The sequence below is a fragment of the Prochlorococcus sp. MIT 1303 genome, from assembly GCF_001631965.1.
Classification (GTDB): domain Bacteria; phylum Cyanobacteriota; class Cyanobacteriia; order PCC-6307; family Cyanobiaceae; genus Prochlorococcus; species Prochlorococcus marinus_D.
The window spans coordinates 21,999-38,882 of the sequence record NZ_LVHK01000033.1; the positions used below are offsets into that span (position 1 = coordinate 21,999).

10 protein-coding genes are annotated in these 16,884 nt (G+C 51.9%); 9 read left to right on the top strand and 1 reads right to left on the bottom strand.

Annotation, left to right across the window (positions count from 1 at the left end; all coding sequences use genetic code 11):
• Positions 1–2 precede the first annotated feature (2 nt).
• The 4 genes from PMIT1303_RS02810 to rpiA all read left to right on the top strand — a co-directional run bounded on the left by PMIT1303_RS02810 (position 3) and on the right by rpiA (position 4,488).
• Positions 3–1,004, top strand: a complete 1,002-nt coding sequence (locus tag PMIT1303_RS02810; RefSeq protein WP_063397423.1) for a hypothetical protein — start codon at positions 3–5, stop codon at positions 1,002–1,004.
• Between the two features lie 39 nt (positions 1,005–1,043).
• The gene (locus PMIT1303_RS02815; RefSeq protein ID WP_063397424.1) at positions 1,044–2,036 is read left to right on the top strand and encodes a hypothetical protein; all 993 of its coding nucleotides are present in this window, start codon (positions 1,044–1,046) and stop codon (positions 2,034–2,036) included.
• A gap of 535 nt (positions 2,037–2,571) precedes the next feature.
• Entirely contained in the window at positions 2,572–3,729 is a 1,158-nt protein-coding gene (locus tag PMIT1303_RS02825; RefSeq protein ID WP_156486886.1) for a trypsin-like peptidase domain-containing protein, read from the top strand.
• A gap of 42 nt (positions 3,730–3,771) precedes the next feature.
• Positions 3,772–4,488, top strand: coding sequence for a ribose-5-phosphate isomerase RpiA (gene rpiA, locus PMIT1303_RS02830; protein WP_011825109.1), 717 nt, complete (start codon positions 3,772–3,774; stop codon positions 4,486–4,488).
• Between the two features lie 5 nt (positions 4,489–4,493).
• Here rpiA and hisD read toward each other — a convergent pair whose 3' ends face one another.
• Complete coding sequence (gene hisD / locus PMIT1303_RS02835) at positions 4,494–5,822, bottom strand: histidinol dehydrogenase (protein WP_063397441.1); 1,329 nt, start codon at positions 5,820–5,822, stop codon at positions 4,494–4,496.
• Positions 5,823–5,952: 130 nt separating this feature from the next.
• On the opposite strand from hisD, the gene rpsT reads away from it, so the two are divergent.
• The 5 genes from rpsT (at position 5,953) to PMIT1303_RS02860 (ending at position 16,839) form a co-directional block, all read left to right on the top strand.
• Complete coding sequence (gene rpsT, locus PMIT1303_RS02840; RefSeq protein WP_011825111.1) at positions 5,953–6,255, top strand: 30S ribosomal protein S20; 303 nt, start codon at positions 5,953–5,955, stop codon at positions 6,253–6,255.
• Between the two features lie 47 nt (positions 6,256–6,302).
• Positions 6,303–7,136 (top strand): TatD family hydrolase, encoded by an 834-nt coding sequence (locus tag PMIT1303_RS02845; protein ID WP_011825112.1) that lies wholly within the window; start codon positions 6,303–6,305, stop codon positions 7,134–7,136.
• A 283-nt stretch (positions 7,137–7,419) separates the two neighbouring features.
• Positions 7,420–10,713 carry a DNA-directed RNA polymerase subunit beta gene (rpoB, locus tag PMIT1303_RS02850; RefSeq protein WP_011825113.1) on the top strand — a complete coding sequence of 1,098 codons (3,294 nt, stop codon included), beginning with the start codon at positions 7,420–7,422 and terminating at the stop codon, positions 10,711–10,713.
• Positions 10,714–10,762: 49 nt separating this feature from the next.
• Positions 10,763–12,667, top strand: coding sequence for a DNA-directed RNA polymerase subunit gamma (locus PMIT1303_RS02855; protein ID WP_063397426.1), 1,905 nt, complete (start codon positions 10,763–10,765; stop codon positions 12,665–12,667).
• A 47-nt stretch (positions 12,668–12,714) separates the two neighbouring features.
• Positions 12,715–16,839: a DNA-directed RNA polymerase subunit beta' gene (locus PMIT1303_RS02860; RefSeq protein WP_063397427.1), complete on the top strand. Its 4,125-nt coding sequence runs from the start codon at positions 12,715–12,717 to the stop codon at positions 16,837–16,839.
• Positions 16,840–16,884 lie beyond the last annotated feature (45 nt).

Sequence of the window (16,884 nt, forward strand, 5' to 3'; positions counted from 1 at the left end):
CAATGGTCAGAATTGCTCCAGTAGCATTGCCACTAAGACGCTGTGTGCTGACTGCAGGAGCTGCCCTCAGTGCCATGGTCATGCAACCGTCTTTTGCTGAGCATCATGATATTGATACTGAGCAGCCATTTGATTTCTCGGCATTAACCATTCAAGAGGAGATCGCTCAAGCAGATTCTGTAGACCCTGAATCGAGCTCACAAGCGAACCTAGAGGCTGGAGCAGATCAAGGCAACACGGAAGATTTGGCCAAGCAAGCCCAGAATCCGATTGCGAGCATGATCAGCTTCCCGATTCAGTGGAATGCTACGCCTGGAACTCAATGGGCACCTTCATTAATTGACCCGTCAGCACGTGATAATCGCACGCAAAATGTTGTCAATGTGCAGCCTGTTGTGCCATTCAAGATCAGTGATGATCTCACCTTGGTCACACGAACGATTGTGCCAATTGTCAATCAGCCATGGGCTGACGGAGTGGACTTTACAGCCATAGGAGATATCAATCCGAGTGTTTTCTTTGTACCAACTCTTAAGGGGAATCTTACGATCGGCCTTGGTCCAACTTTGATGATTCCATCGGCGACCGATATTCGCATCAGTTCTCAGCGTTGGAGTGCTGGGCCTTCAGCAGTTGTGGTCTATACCAAAGGCCCATGGGTTCTAGGAGGTCTTGCTAATAATGTCTGGTCCTTTTCAGGACGTGGAGGCAAAGATGTGAATAAGCTTTTGATCCAGCCATTTCTTAACTACAACATGCCGAAGGGTTGGTACATCACGAGTTCACCAGTGATCACGAATGATTGGAATGCTGATGATGGTAAGGGTTGGATGGTTCCTATTGGAGCTGGGATAGGTAGGGTCTTTAAAATTGGTGATCAACCTGTTAATGCTTCGCTAAGTGCTTATTGGAATGCTGTAAGGCCGGAAATCTTTGGAGAAAAGCTTCAAGGTGAATTTACGATCCGTACTCAGGTACAGTTCCTATTCCCAACTGGTAGCTAAAAGTATTCTTTTGATTACCCTCCCTACTAATACAAAAACATGATGCCTTCACGACCCTTAATAGCACTGATTGCAATTTCTACTTTTTCAATATTGTCTTCTGAGGCCTTTGCAGAGCAATCTCTGTATGAGCGCAATCCTGATCAGGGTCAGGTCTTGGTTTCGATTGAACCAGATCAGATTGATGATGATGAGGTGGTTGAAGAAAATGAGGATGTATTGGAAGAGGATGATTGGAGAGTGTATTTAGACCTTTATGGATTCCTGCCATTATCGACCACTGGAGACATCACAATCAATGGAAACACTGCGCCTATAAACTCGAGCCTTGCCGATGTTTTGGCTACGGTTACAGGACTTTTTACAGGAAGAGCTTCTGTGGAGTATGGGCGACTAGGTTTCATGGCTGGGATTATTTATGGCACGTCTTCTGAGGACCAGAGCGGTACAAATAGCTTTGATGGTGAAGAGCTTAATCCTCCAATTGATGGCCTGAGGCTTAATAGTAAATCAACTACAGATTTCAATCAGTCTGTAGTTGATCTTGCTCTGCGCTATCGCCTTGGTGCCATTGAACAGCCAGTCATGAAAACAGGCGACTCAACTTTTATAGGCTTTGTTGGCGCACGAGTCATTGATGCAGGCATGGATATGGATATGTCTTTGTCAGCGGATGTGAAAGTTAATGGCAGGACGTTAACAAAGAAGGAAATACCAGAGTTGGAGAAGAGTGCAAGCGGATCTATTGATCGCACCTGGGTTCAGCCTTTGCTTGGCATGCAGGCGACCTATGCCATGAGCCCAGAATGGCAGGCTTTTATGAGGTTGGATGCGGGAGGATTCGGTCTTTCTGGCAAGAAGGACCTCTCTGGAACTGCTCAGGCAGGACTTGCTTATACAGTTGGGAATTCAGCGCAATTAACTCTTTCTTGGAAGTACTTTGGTATTCAGTACGCTGGTTATGATTCTGACAATAGCTATAGTAATTATCAGAATGGTGTCAACCTTGGCTTGAGATGGTTTTTCCCTTAATGGTCTTTAGGCGGTCCTACTCTGCTTTGGAGATCTTATCTCTATCAGACCTTTGTTTCGATATCTCTTGATGTATAGAGATTGATATTAGCGGGTAACTAATGCGAGTTTTGCTCCTTTATTCATCACGGTTGCTGTGTGTTATCCCTTCTTAAGTTTTGCCATGCCTTCTAGCTCTTACGTTTTTGGCCAAATCCAACTTGCCCTATTTGGCAGGAGTGATTTGTATGATCTTTTATTGCTTAAACTGCAGATAGCTCGGCTGATTCGATGCCATTTTTCTTCTGCCATCGAAGAACGAATGCTTTTGTCTTCAGGTGGTTTTGTGCTGACGATTGTCTGTAGCTTTATCGATATAGCATTGAATTGCTGGAGTTTGCCTGCTGATCATTTCTTGTTGGAGCCGGTCTAATGGTTTTTGGCCTCAAATCATTAGCAACCACATAGGCACGCAAAGTATTGATTTCAGCATTCTTCTGGCAGATCGGTTGCGCAGCTTTGTCGTGCTCCTCTGTTTCGGCTTAGCCTCGCGGTCATGATCTCTTTCAGACTGTTGCTGCAACAGGGTTGCATTGTTTTGAAGCGCTTTTGGGGATTGTTTTTGATGTCCGTGCTGTTCCCTCTTGCAGCCGGGGTTCAGCCTGTTTGGGCTTTGTCTGGTTTAGATGGGACGACTAGCCATAACTTCGTTGCTGATGCGGTAAGTCAGGTGGCGCCCGCAGTGGTTCGCATCGATACGGAACGCACTGTGCAACGTCAGCCCTTTGATCCCACACTGATTGATCCCTTGCTCAGAGATCTCTTGGGCGATCCAGGAATTGGGCCAGAGCGTGAGCGGGGTCAGGGTTCGGGTGTCGTGATCGATGACGAGGGGTTGGTGCTGACCAATGCCCACGTGGTTGAACGGGTGGATGCGGTCAGCGTCACCCTTGCCGATGGAGATCAACACGATGGTTCGGTTGTTGGGACGGATCCTGTTACTGATCTGGCTCTTGTTCGACTGGATGGGGGCACACGTCCTGAGGCCGCCCCTCTTGGAGATTCTGATGCGCTTGAGGTAGGCGATTGGGCGATCGCTCTTGGTACCCCCTATGGCCTTGAACGCACCGTCACCCTTGGCATTGTTAGCAGCCTGCATCGCAATATCAGCAGCCTTGGCTTCTCTGATAAACGTCTGGATTTGATTCAGACCGATGCCGCGATTAACCCTGGCAATTCCGGTGGTCCACTCGTGAATGGTCGTGGTGAGGTGATCGGTATCAACACACTGGTTCGTTCTGGTCCAGGCGCTGGTTTGGGATTTGCTATTCCGATCAATTTGGCTCGACATGTTTCTGAGCAGCTTTTGACCAGTGGGGAGGTGGTGCATCCTTATTTGGGTGTCCAATTGGTGCCGCTGACAGCTCGTATTGCCAGGGAGCACAATCGTGATCCGAATTCGCTGGTGGAATTACCCGAACGCTTTGGGGCGCTTGTGCAGAGTGTTTTGCCGGATAGCCCGGCGGAACGAGCTGGTTTGCGGCGTGGTGATCTTGTGATTGCGGCAGCTGAAACATCAGTCTCTGATCCACAAACGCTGCTTAAACAGGTTGATCAGGCTGAGATCGGTGTCCCCTTCTCATTAAGGATCATGCGCAATGGTCAAGAGATGAGCCTTTCGGTTAATCCAGCCGCATTACCTGGCCTTAGTTGAAACCCTTGCCCTTGCTACCGTCGCGCCGATGATTCAGAAACGATGGCGGACCTTCAAACTCAGATGAAGCAAGCGGTGGCGGCAGCCGCTGTGGAGCAGATCAAAGATGGCATGGTTCTTGGTTTGGGTTCAGGCTCGACGGCAGCTCTGATGATCCAGGCTCTTGGTGCCAAGCTGGCCAGTGGTGAGCTTCGGGAAATTGTTGGTGTTACCACCTCTTTCCAAGGCGAAGTGATGGCTGCGGAGTTGGGGATTCCCTTGCGTAACCTCACGGCCGTGGATCGCATCGACTTGGCGATCGATGGAGCTGATGAAGTTGATCCCTCTTTTCAGTTAATTAAAGGTGGCGGGGCCTGCCATGTGCAGGAGAAGCTTGTCGCGAGTAGAGCGGATCGCTTTGTTGTTGTTGTTGATTCCACAAAGATTGTTGATCGGCTCAATCTTGGTTTTTTACTTCCGGTTGAGGTCTTGCCTGGTGCTTGGCGACAGGTGCAGGGTCGCTTGGCTGAGTTGGGCGGTATTGCTGATTTGCGTATGGCTCAGTGCAAGGCTGGTCCTGTGGTCACCGATCAGGGCAATCTCGTTTTGGATGTGAGCATGGCCGGAGGTATTGGTGACCCTGAGGATTTGGAGTGTCGAATTAACAATCTTCCGGGTGTCTTGGAGAACGGTTTGTTCGTCAATCTCACCGATGAAGTTTTGGTTGGCCAGATTAGTGATGGTGTTGCGGGAGTGCGTCGTCTACAGCGCCGTGAGTAGAGGGGTTATTCGAAGCGGATACGCACGGATTCAGCATGGCTGTGCAAGCCTTCGCTGCTGGCCAATTCCCTTACGGCGTTAGCAGTGGCCTCAAGGGCTGATCGATTGAATTCGATCAGAGAGGTGTGCCGCAGAAATGTTTCCACGCTCAGGGCGCCGCTAAAGCGGGCCGTTCCGCATGTCGGTAGTGTGTGGTTTGGTCCGGCTAGATAGTCGCCTACCGCTTCAGGGGTCCAGGGGCCGATGAAGATGGCGCCGGCATTTTTGATGCGGTCGGCAATGGTGTGCGGGTGCTCGACCAATAACTCCAAGTGCTCAGGTGCGAAGTGATCGCTGAGTTGAACGCATATTTCCAGGTTTTCACAGATCACTACCAGCCCCCAGTTGCTTAAAGAAGCTCGGCAGATCTGCTCGCGAGGGTGCCCCTTAAGCTGAGCCTCCAAATGGGATGGGAGCTGTTCGGCGAGGCTTGCTTCGGTGGTGAGTAGTACTGCAGCAGCAAGTGGATCGTGTTCTGATTGGGCCAGTAGGTCGGCGGCCACCTGCTCAGCACGAGCACTCTGGTCGGCGATGACTAAAACCTCACTTGGGCCGGCGAGCGAATCAATGCCCACTTGCCCGTAGACGGCCTTTTTCGCAAGGGTGACGTAGAGATTGCCGGGTCCGCTGATCACATCGACCTTTGGCACAGTTTCAGTGCCAAAGGCCAGGGCTGCGATGGCCTGGGCACCACCGAGACGCAAGACCTCACGAATTCCTGCTAGGTGTGCGGCGGCTAGAACGGTTCTGTTGATCTGACCATCTCTTCCAGCGGGTGAAGTCATCACCAGCTGCTCCACGCCGGCTACTTGGGCTGGGACTGCATTCATCAGCACTGTGCTCGGATAGGCAGCTCGGCCTCCTGGGATGTAGATCCCGGCTTTTTGTACAGGGCGCCAGCGGCGGCCCAATTGTTCGCCGTGGATGCCTTGCACCATCAGGTCATTCGGTCGTTGATGCTGATGGAAATCCTGGATACGGCGATAGGCCAGCTCCAGAGCAGATTGAAGTTTTTGGGGAGTTTTTCGCCAGGCGTCTTCCAACTCTTCTGGAGCTACGGTCAATGGCTCTGGACGAAAACCGTCAAAGCGCTCGGTCAAGGTCATCAGGGCTTGGTCCCCTTGGCTGCGAACGGTGTCGAGGATGTCCTCCACCGTCGCCATGGCTTGCTTTTGAGAATTGCCGGTAGAGCGGTTGGCCAGCCGCTCTAGTTCAAGCTTGGCTTGTTGCCGATCCCGAACACAATGAATCAGGGTTGAGGGAGTCTCTGACTCGGCCTGGCCGCTTTGTGTCAAAGTCTGCAACCTGAATATCTGAAATCAAGTTAGGGCTTGCTCTTCTGGCTTGTCTTAAAGCGCTTGTAATGGCATCTAAAAAATTGGTGCTGGGTTACTGTGATGGATTATTGAATCAGCGCAAGCATCTGTGGCCAATAACAAGTCTTCCAAGAAGCGTGTTCAGATTGCCGAGCGCAACCGTCTTGAGAACAAGTCGTATAAATCGGCCATGCGCACATTAATGAAGCGTTGCTTCAGCGCTTGTAGTAATTATTCTCAGCAGCCTGGCGAGACAGCTAAAGCGAATGTAAAGGCCAGCATTGATTCGGCTTTCAGCAAAATTGATAAGGCGGTGAAACGTGGAGTTCTGCATCGCAACACCGCTGCCCATCAGAAGTCTCGTCTTAGTGCAGCGGTGAAGCAGGCGATTGAACCGGCGCCAAGCACTTAGGACTGATTTGGCATGGTCCATTGTGAAAGGGCTTGTTCTTTCCCTTGATGAGGAAAGGCCTGCACAATGGGGCCAAAGATGCGTTTTCGGTTTTGGTGTCGTCTCCGATTCTTATCGATAGTCATTGTCACATCGTCTTTCGCAATTTCGATGATGATCTCGATGAGGTAGCTGCACGCTGGCGACAGGCCGGCGTAGCGAGTCTGCTGCATGCGTGCGTGGAACCCGCAGAGATTCCTGCGATTCGTGCTTTGGCGGATCGTTTCCCTGAACTGCGCTATTCAGTGGGGGTTCATCCCCTCGACACGCAGCACTGGAATCCTCAGACGCAGTCGCTTTTGCGAGATGCAGCTCTTGAAGATCCAAGGGTGGTGGCTATTGGTGAACTGGGGCTTGATCTTTACCGGGATTCAAACCTTGAACAGCAGTTGGCTGTGCTGAGACCGCAGTTGGACTTGGCCACGGAGTTAGATCTACCCGTGATCATTCATTGTCGTGATGCATTTGATCCCATGACGTTGGAGTTGCGTCAGCGCCAGAAGGAGGGTCGTTGCCCTAGGGGGGTGATGCATTGCTGGGGCGGCACAACAGAGGATATGGAGGTCTGCTTGGATCTTGGTCTTTACATCAGTTTCAGTGGCACAGTCACCTTCCCGAAGGCTGAGGCCATTCACGCCTGCGCGCGCGAAGTTCCGCAGAATCGTTTTCTAGTCGAGACGGATTGCCCGTTTCTGGCCCCAGTGCCTCGTAGGGGTAAGCGCAATGAGCCTGCCTACGTCGAGGCGGTGGCTTCTCGGGTGGCTGAGCTTCGAGGGGAGTCTTTGGCCTTAGTCGCAAGCAGTAGCACGGCTAATGCAAGACGATTGTTCTCTTTGCCCTGATCTCAAGACATTGGACAGGTGTTTGGCGGCCTACAAGTGTAAAATTGTTGACTGGTCTGGCCATGATGCAGTTTTTCTGCTTCCCTGCCGCCCGAAGCGCCCATTGTCTTCTGGTGCATTGTTGACGTCAGTCTTTTTGACTCGAGATCTCTGAGCCCATAAGTACGGCAGCAGCTCCCTGTGCCAAGGAGCTGCTGCCGCTTCCTTTTGGGCTGCCGACTCGGATCTAGGCCCGTCGATTGTTCAGGTCTTCCAATTTCACTCCTCAACTGCAGGTCTCCGCATGAGCAGCAGCGCGATTCAGGTCGCCAAGACCGCCACCTACCTGCCTGATCTCGTTGAAGTTCAGCGGGCGAGCTTCAAGTGGTTTCTTGATGAGGGCTTGATCGAGGAGTTGGATAGCTTTTCTCCGATCACTGACTACACAGGCAAGCTTGAGCTCCACTTCGTTGGCAATGAATACCGATTGAAGCGGCCTCGCCACGATGTTGAAGAGGCCAAGCGCCGTGATGCGACTTTTGCATCACAGATGTATGTGACCTGTCGCTTAGTGAATAAGGAAACAGGTGAGATTAAAGAGCAGGAGGTATTTATTGGCGAGCTTCCTCTGATGACTGAGCGAGGTACGTTCATTATCAATGGTGCAGAGAGGGTTATTGTTAATCAGATTGTGCGTAGCCCAGGGGTATATTTTAAGGATGAACAGGATAAGAATGGACGACGAACATACAATGCCAGTGTTATTCCTAATCGTGGTGCCTGGCTAAAGTTCGAAACAGATAAAAACGACCTTCTGCATGTGCGTGTTGATAAAACACGCAAAATTAATGCCCATGTTTTAATGCGGGCCATGGGGCTATCAGATAACGATGTAATCGATAAGCTTCGTCACCCTGAGTATTACAAGAAGTCTATTGAGGCTGCAAATGAGGAAGGAATTAGTTCAGAGGATCAGGCTTTGCTTGAGCTTTATAAAAAGCTTCGTCCTGGTGAGCCTCCTTCAGTAAGCGGTGGACAACAGCTTCTGCAGACCCGATTTTTTGATCCCAAGCGTTACGACCTTGGCCGAGTTGGTCGTTACAAGATTAATAAAAAGCTGCGTCTAACAATCCCGGATACGGTGCGTACCCTCACCCATGAGGATGTGCTCTCAACCCTTGATTATCTGATCAATTTAGAACTTGATGTGGGTGGTGCCAGCCTGGATGACATTGATCACCTAGGCAATCGTCGAGTGCGTTCAGTGGGTGAACTTTTGCAGAACCAGGTCCGGGTTGGTCTCAATCGCCTGGAAAGGATCATCAAAGAACGGATGACTGTGGGTGAGACCGATTCGCTCACGCCAGCTCAGTTGGTGAACCCCAAGCCTCTCGTTGCAGCTGTCAAGGAGTTCTTCGGTTCCAGTCAGCTGAGTCAGTTCATGGATCAGACGAATCCATTGGCTGAGCTCACCCACAAACGTCGTATCTCAGCTCTGGGGCCAGGGGGGCTAACTAGGGAGCGTGCTGGCTTCGCGGTGCGTGATATTCACCCCTCCCATTATGGCCGTCTCTGCCCAATTGAGACACCGGAAGGCCCGAATGCAGGTTTGATCAATTCACTGGCTACCCACGCTCGGGTCAATCAGTATGGCTTCATTGAGACTCCCTTCTGGAAGGTTGAGAACGGTCGCCTGATCAAGGAGGGAGACCCCATCTATTTATCAGCCGATCTTGAGGATGAGTGTCGTGTAGCTCCTGGTGATGTGGCCACTGATGCCGATGGACAGATTCTCGCTGAATTAATTCCGGTGCGTTATCGCCAGGACTTCGAAAAAGTTCCACCTGAGCAGGTGGATTATGTGCAGCTCTCGCCGGTGCAGGTGATCTCTGTCGCCACCTCCTTGATTCCTTTCCTCGAGCACGATGACGCCAATAGGGCTCTGATGGGATCAAATATGCAACGGCAGGCCGTACCACTGTTGCGGCCTGAGCGGCCTTTGGTGGGGACGGGCCTCGAAACTCAGGTGGCTCGTGATTCCGGGATGGTGCCCATCTCCCGTGTCAATGGCATGGTCACATTCGTGGATGCCACTGCGATCATCGTCCGGGATGAGGATGGGGTTGATCACACCCACTACCTGCAGAAGTATCAGCGTTCAAATCAGGACACCTGTCTCAATCAGCGTCCGATTGTCTGCCAGGGTGATCCGGTGATCGTGGGTCAGGTTCTCGCGGATGGTTCTGCTTGTGAAGGCGGTGAAATTGCTCTAGGTCAGAACGTTTTGGTCGCTTATATGCCTTGGGAGGGTTACAACTACGAGGACGCTATTCTTGTCAGCGAACGCCTAGTTAAGGACGACCTCTACACCTCGGTGCATATCGAGAAGTATGAGATCGAGGCACGACAGACAAAGCTTGGTCCCGAGGAGATCACCAGGGAGATACCCAATGTTGCCGAGGAAAGCCTTGGCAATCTTGATGAAATGGGCATCATTCGCATCGGTGCTTTTGTCGAGAGCGGCGACATTCTGGTGGGCAAAGTGACACCTAAAGGTGAGTCAGATCAGCCTCCAGAAGAGAAGCTTTTGCGTGCCATTTTTGGTGAAAAAGCGCGCGATGTGCGTGATAACTCTCTACGTGTTCCCAGTACTGAACGAGGACGAGTTGTGGACGTTCGTATTTACACTCGTGAACAGGGTGATGAGCTTCCCCCTGGCGCCAATATGGTCGCTCGAGTGTATGTGGCTCAGCGTCGCAAGATCCAGGTTGGCGACAAGATGGCCGGTCGCCACGGCAATAAAGGCATCATCAGTCGCATTCTTCCCCGCGAAGATATGCCTTTTCTGCCCGATGGCACTCCAGTTGACATCGTTTTGAATCCTTTGGGCGTGCCCAGCCGGATGAATGTGGGTCAGGTGTTTGAGTGTTTAATGGGATGGGCAGCAGCCAATCTCGACTGTCGGGTCAAGGTGGTGCCTTTTGATGAAATGTATGGAGCTGAAAAGTCCCAGCAGACAGTGGAGGCTTATCTCAAGGAAGCTGCCAAACAGCCAGGTAAGGAGTGGGTCTACAACCCTGAAAATCCTGGTAAGCTTCAATTGATTGATGGACGCTCGGGTGAACCTTTCGATCAGCCGGTGACCGTTGGTTATGCACAGATTCTGAAGCTTGTTCATTTGGTTGATGACAAGATCCATGCTCGCTCAACAGGTCCCTATTCACTGGTAACCCAGCAACCTCTTGGCGGTAAGGCTCAACAAGGTGGCCAACGTTTAGGTGAGATGGAGGTGTGGGCTCTTGAGGCCTATGGCGCCGCTTACACCCTGCAGGAGCTGCTTACTGTTAAATCAGACGATATGCAGGGTCGGAATGAAGCCCTCAACGCAATCGTCAAGGGCAAGCCTATCCCCAGGCCGGGGACACCCGAGTCTTTCAAGGTATTGATGCGTGAGCTTCAGTCTCTAGGGCTCGATATCGCTGTTTATACCGATGAAGGCAAAGAAGTGGATCTGATGCAGGATGTGAATCCTCGCCGTAGTACTCCTAGTCGACCCACTTACGAATCCCTTGGAGTAGCGGATTACGACGAAGATTAACGGCCTTATCTAACTGCTTTTCGTTTCCCAAACTGTTTGCGATTCGTTCATGACTAACAGCAACCTCCGTACAGAGAACCACTTCGATTACGTCAAGATCACACTTGCTTCACCAGACCGGGTGATGGAGTGGGGTCAGCGGACACTTCCTAATGGGCAGGTAGTGGGTGAAGTGACGAAGCCGGAGACGATCAATTACCGCACCCTTAAGCCTGAGATGGACGGGCTCTTTTGCGAGAAGATCTTCGGCCCTTCAAAGGATTGGGAGTGTCATTGCGGGAAATATAAGCGGGTTCGACACCGTGGCATTGTCTGTGAGCGCTGTGGCGTGGAGGTCACTGAAAGTCGGGTCCGGCGTCATCGCATGGGCTTCATCAAGTTGGCTGCTCCTGTCTCCCACGTTTGGTATTTGAAAGGGATACCTAGTTATGTGGCGATCTTGTTAGATATGCCTCTACGCGATGTTGAACAGATTGTTTACTTCAACTGTTATGTCGTGCTCGATCCTGGCGATCATAAAGAACTCAAGTATAAGCAGTTACTGACTGAGGATGAGTGGCTAGAGATCGAAGATGAGATCTATGCGGAAGATTCTACGATTGAGAATGAGCCGATAGTTGGCATCGGTGCTGAAGCCCTAAAGCAATTGCTAGAAGATTTGAATTTGGCTGAGGTTGCTGAACAGTTGAGAGAGGATATTTCCTCTAGCAAGGGTCAGAAACGGGCCAAGTTGATTAAGCGTTTGAGAGTGATTGATAACTTTATTGCCACTAACGCAAGGCCTGAGTGGATGGTGCTGGATGCAATTCCAGTTATTCCTCCAGATTTGCGCCCCATGGTGCAACTAGATGGTGGACGTTTCGCTACATCCGATCTAAATGATCTCTACCGTCGGGTGATTAACCGAAACAACCGTCTTGCGCGGCTTCAGGAAATCTTGGCTCCTGAGATTATCGTTCGCAATGAGAAGCGGATGCTCCAAGAGGCAGTTGATGCTCTGATCGATAATGGTCGTCGTGGTCGAACTGTTGTTGGTGCTAATAATCGCCCGTTGAAGTCACTTAGTGACATCATTGAGGGCAAACAGGGTCGCTTCCGCCAGAACTTGTTAGGTAAGCGGGTCGACTATTCCGGTCGTTCCGTGATCGTGGTGGGCCCCAAGCTGAAGATGCATCAGTGCGGCTTGCCTAAAGAGATGGCAATCGAGCTATTCCAGCCTTTTGTGATCCATCGCCTGATTCGTCAAAACATTGTTAACAACATCAAAGCCGCTAAGAAGTTGATCCAGCGAGCTGATGATGAGGTCATGCAGGTGCTGCAGGAAGTCATTGAGGGGCACCCGATCCTGTTAAACCGCGCTCCAACTCTGCACCGTCTGGGTATACAGGCTTTTGAACCGAAGCTGGTTGCTGGCCGTGCCATTCAGCTTCACCCGTTGGTTTGCCCTGCCTTTAACGCAGACTTTGATGGCGACCAAATGGCTGTTCATGTGCCTTTGGCGATTGAGGCTCAGACGGAAGCGCGAATGTTGATGTTGGCCAGCAACAACATCCTTTCACCTGCCACTGGCGATCCAATCATCACGCCTTCCCAGGACATGGTGCTTGGCTCCTATTACCTAACGGCGATTAAGCCTGGAGCTTCTGTTCCTGAGTTTGGCGATCAATCCAGAACCTATGCTGGTTTAGAGGACGTCATCCATGCGTTTGAAGATAAAAGACTCCTACTGCATGACTGGGTTTGGGTTCGCTTCAACGGTGAGGTAGAGGATGAAGATGAAATTGACAAACCTCTCAAGGCTGAATCACTTAGTGATGGCACTCTCATTGAGCAGTGGACTTATCGCCGAGATCGTTTCGACGAAGACGGAGCATTGATCAGTCGCTACATCCTTACAACAGTGGGACGCGTGGTGATGAATTACACAATTATCGATGCGGTGGCCGCCGCCTGAGTCACTCCAATACCAGCTTTCTTCCCTGACCTGATTCGCGTGTAGCCATGACCTCAACCTCCCCGAAATCCCGCAAGCCTTCGACCAAGACCACCAAGTCCAAGTCGAAGTCCAAGTCCAAGTCCAAGGCCGCGAAGGCTGCTGTGGCAAGCGCTTCGCCAGCACTGGCGAGGACCCCACCGCAGTTTCGCAACCGGGTTGTCGATAAGAAGGCCCTCAAGCAACTGGTGGCATGGGCTTACAAGACACACGGCACCGCTGTAACCGCTTCTATGGCGGACAATCTCAAGGACCTTGGCTTTCGCTACGCCACTCAGGCTGCCGTGTCGATTTCCGTGGAAGACCTCAAGGTGCCTGAGGCCAAGCAAGACTTGCTTGGCCAGGCGGAGGCTCAGATCACGGCCACCGAGGAGTGTTATCGCCTTGGTGAAATCACAGAGGTTGAGCGTCATACCAAGGTGATTGATACCTGGACAGAAACCAATGAGCGTTTGGTTGATGCGGTCAAGAAGAATTTCAATCAGAACGACCCGCTGAACTCGGTCTGGATGATGGCCAACTCTGGGGCGCGTGGAAACATGTCTCAGGTACGCCAGCTTGTTGGTATGCGTGGCCTGATGGCCAATCCGCAGGGGGAGATTATTGATTTGCCGATTCGCACCAATTTCCGTGAGGGTCTAACGGTTACTGAGTACGTGATCTCCTCTTACGGCGCACGTAAGGGTCTGGTCGATACAGCGTTGCGAACAGCCGATTCTGGTTATCTCACCCGGCGTCTGGTGGATGTTGCTCAGGATGTGATCGTTCGTGAGGATGATTGCGGCACCACTAGGGGCATCATTGTGAAGGTGGAAGACGGTGGTTTCGGTAGCCGTCTTGTTGGTCGCCTCACTGCAGAGCAAGTCGTCAATGTTGACGGCGAAATTCTTGCTGAACGTAATACGGAAATTGATCCACCGCTTTCTAAGCGTTTCGAAAAGGCAGCCATCACTGAGGTCATGGTGCGCTCACCGCTTACTTGTGAGGCCAATCGTTCCGTATGTAGGAAGTGTTATGGGTGGGCATTGGCTCATAACGAATTAGCCGATCTCGGCGAAGCCGTCGGCATTATTGCTGCTCAGTCCATTGGTGAACCGGGTACGCAGCTCACCATGCGAACTTTCCATACCGGTGGTGTGTCTACCGCTGAGACTGGTGTGGTTCGCTCCACTGTTGCTGGCACAGTTGAGTTTGGTCCCAAGGCCCGTGTGCGTGGTTATCGCACACCCCATGGTCTAGAGGCTCAGCAGTCTGAAGTGGACTTCACTCTCACTGTGAAGCCTTCAGGCAAGGGTCGTGCACAGAGGATCGACATCACTACCGGATCTTTGCTGTTCGTTAGTGATGGTCAGGAGATCGAGGCGGACGTGACTGTTGTTCAGATCGCGTCTGTTGCGGTGAAAAAGAGCGTGGAGAAGGCCACTAAAGACGTGATTTGTGACCTGGCTGGTCAGGTTCGTTATGAGCAGGTTATTCAGCCCAGGGAAGTTAAAGACCGTCAGGGAAATATCACTCTGAAGGCGCAGCGTTTAGGGCGACTTTGGGTGCTTGCTGGGGATGTCTACAACCTTCCTCCCAATGCCGAGCCTGTAGTCCAGGGCAATGTCAAAGTCGAACGTGGTCAGGTGTTGGCGGAGGCCAGCCAGGCCAGCGAGTTTGGAGGTGAGGTGCGTCTGCGCGATTCGATCGGGGATTCTCGCGAGGTGCAGATCGTGACCACCTCGATGACGATGAAGGACTTCAAGCTGCTCGGAGAGTCCACTCATTCAGGGGAACTTTGGCATCTGGAGGCAAAAGAAGGTACCCGTTATCGCCTCAACACCATTCCTGGAAGCAAGATTGGCAATGGTGAAGTGGTGGCTGAGTTGGCTGATGATCGCTTCCGCACTCAGACCGGTGGGCTGGTGCGCTTTGCCCCTGGTCTGGCGATCAAGAAGGCTCGCTCAGCCAAGAATGGCTTTGAGGTCAATAAGGGTGGCACCTTGCTTTGGATCCCTCAGGAGACACATGAGATCAACAAGGACATTTCCTTGTTGATGATCGAGGACGGTCAGTGGATTGAGGCCGGGACTGAGGTTGTCAAGGACATCTTCAGCCAGACCGCCGGGATCGTAACGGTGACTCAGAAGAACGACATCCTGCGCGAAATCATCGTTCGCAGTGGCAGCTTCCACCTTTGTACTGAAACCAAGGCCTTAGAGCGTTTCACAGGTGATGGCCAGATCGTGAACCCAGGCGAGACGATTGCCAAGGGCATCAATTCAGAAGCCATGGTCTTTGTTCAGACCGTGGACACACCTGAGGGGACTGGTCTGTTGCTAAGACCTGTGGAGGAATACACCATCCCAAATGAGGCACATCTCCCTGAGTTGACTCATGTCAAGCAGCCGAAGGGCCCTCATCTGGGGATTAAGGCCACCCAGCGACTCGCCTTTAAGGATGGAGAGCTGATCAAATCGGTTGAGGGCGTAGAGCTACTCAAAACTCAACTCATTCTTGAGACGTTTGACACCACTCCTCAGATGACTGTGGATGTAGAGGCTGTGCGTGACAAGCGAGCTAAGACCATCGAAAGATTGCGTTTGGTGATTCTCGAGAGCATCCTTGTGCGTCGCGACACAATCTCCGATTCAAGCCATGGCTCCACTCACACCGAGTTGCAGATTGAGGACGGCCAGTCGGTTAAGGCCAGTGATGTGGTCGCGACAACTCAGATCCTTTGTAAGCAAGAGGGGATCGCCCAGTTGCCTGTTCCCCAGGAGGGTGACCCTGTTCGACGTTTGATTGTTGAGCGTGATGAAGACACCATTACGGTGACGACCAATGGCAGTCCCCTCGTGGGGGTAGGCCAGCGATTGGTCGATGGCGACTCGCTAGCAAAAGGTGAGCCGTCTAGTTGTTGCGGAGAGGTAGAGGAGGTTGAAGGAAAAGCAATCACCTTGCGCCTTGGACGCCCTTACATGGTGTCTCCAGATTCTGTATTGCATGTTCGCGATGGCGATTTGGTGCAGCGGGGTGATGGTTTGGCGTTGTTGGTGTTTGAACGTCAGAAGACAGGAGACATTGTTCAGGGTTTGCCGCGGATTGAGGAGTTGCTCGAAGCTCGTCGCCCAAGGGAATCTGCTGTGCTCTGTAAGAAGCCAGGCACTGTGGAGATCAAGCAAGGAGAAGACGATGAATCAATCACGGTGACTGTGATTGAGGCAGATGATGCTATTGGCGAATACCCAATTCTTCTAGGTCGTAACGTCATGGTCAGCAATGGGCAGCAGGTCCATGCTGGAGAACTGCTCACTGATGGTCCGATTAACCCTCACGAGCTACTCGATTGCTTTTTCGAGGATTTACGTGGGCGCAAGCCGTTGATGGATGCGGCACAAGAGGCGATCGCCAAACTCCAGCACCGTTTGGTCACAGAGGTTCAGAATGTCTACAAGTCACAGGGTGTCTCGATTGACGACAAACACATTGAGGTGATTGTGCGCCAGATGACTAGCAAGGTGCGGATTGAGGATGCTGGTGATACCACTTTGCTGCCAGGTGAGTTGATCGAATTGCGTCAGGTGGAGGACACCAATCAGGCTATGGCGATCACTGGTGGAGCCCCTTCTGAATTCACACCTGTTCTGCTGGGAATTACTAAGGCGTCTCTGAACACCGACAGCTTCATCTCGGCGGCTTCTTTCCAAGAGACCACACGAGTGCTCACTGAAGCCGCAATCGAGGGTAAGAGCGATTGGCTACGTGGTCTCAAAGAGAATGTGATCATCGGTCGGTTGATTCCCGCCGGCACTGGCTTCAGTGGCTTCCAGGAAGAGTTGCGAGCCGAAGCTGGGCCTCATCCGGACATCCTCGCCGAGGACCCTGCTGGCTATCGCCGAATGCAGAACTTGCGTCCGGATTACACCGTGGACATGCCTGCAGCTCCTGCGGCCAGTTCGACTGCTGTGTTGGCTGACCCCAGTGACGCTGATTTGGAGGCCACACGCAGTCGTCATGGGATTGATCCAGCGGCTAGCAACTTCGCTGCTTTTGTTCGTCCTACTGGTGAGAATGAACTCGAGGAGGAACAGCTGCCAGATCCATCCGCTCTCGAGGGTCTTCAGCAGGAGGGGCTGCTCACTGAGGAGTGAGCAAACCTCTCCTGAACGTTCGTTTCTGCTTTGCAAACGCTTGAT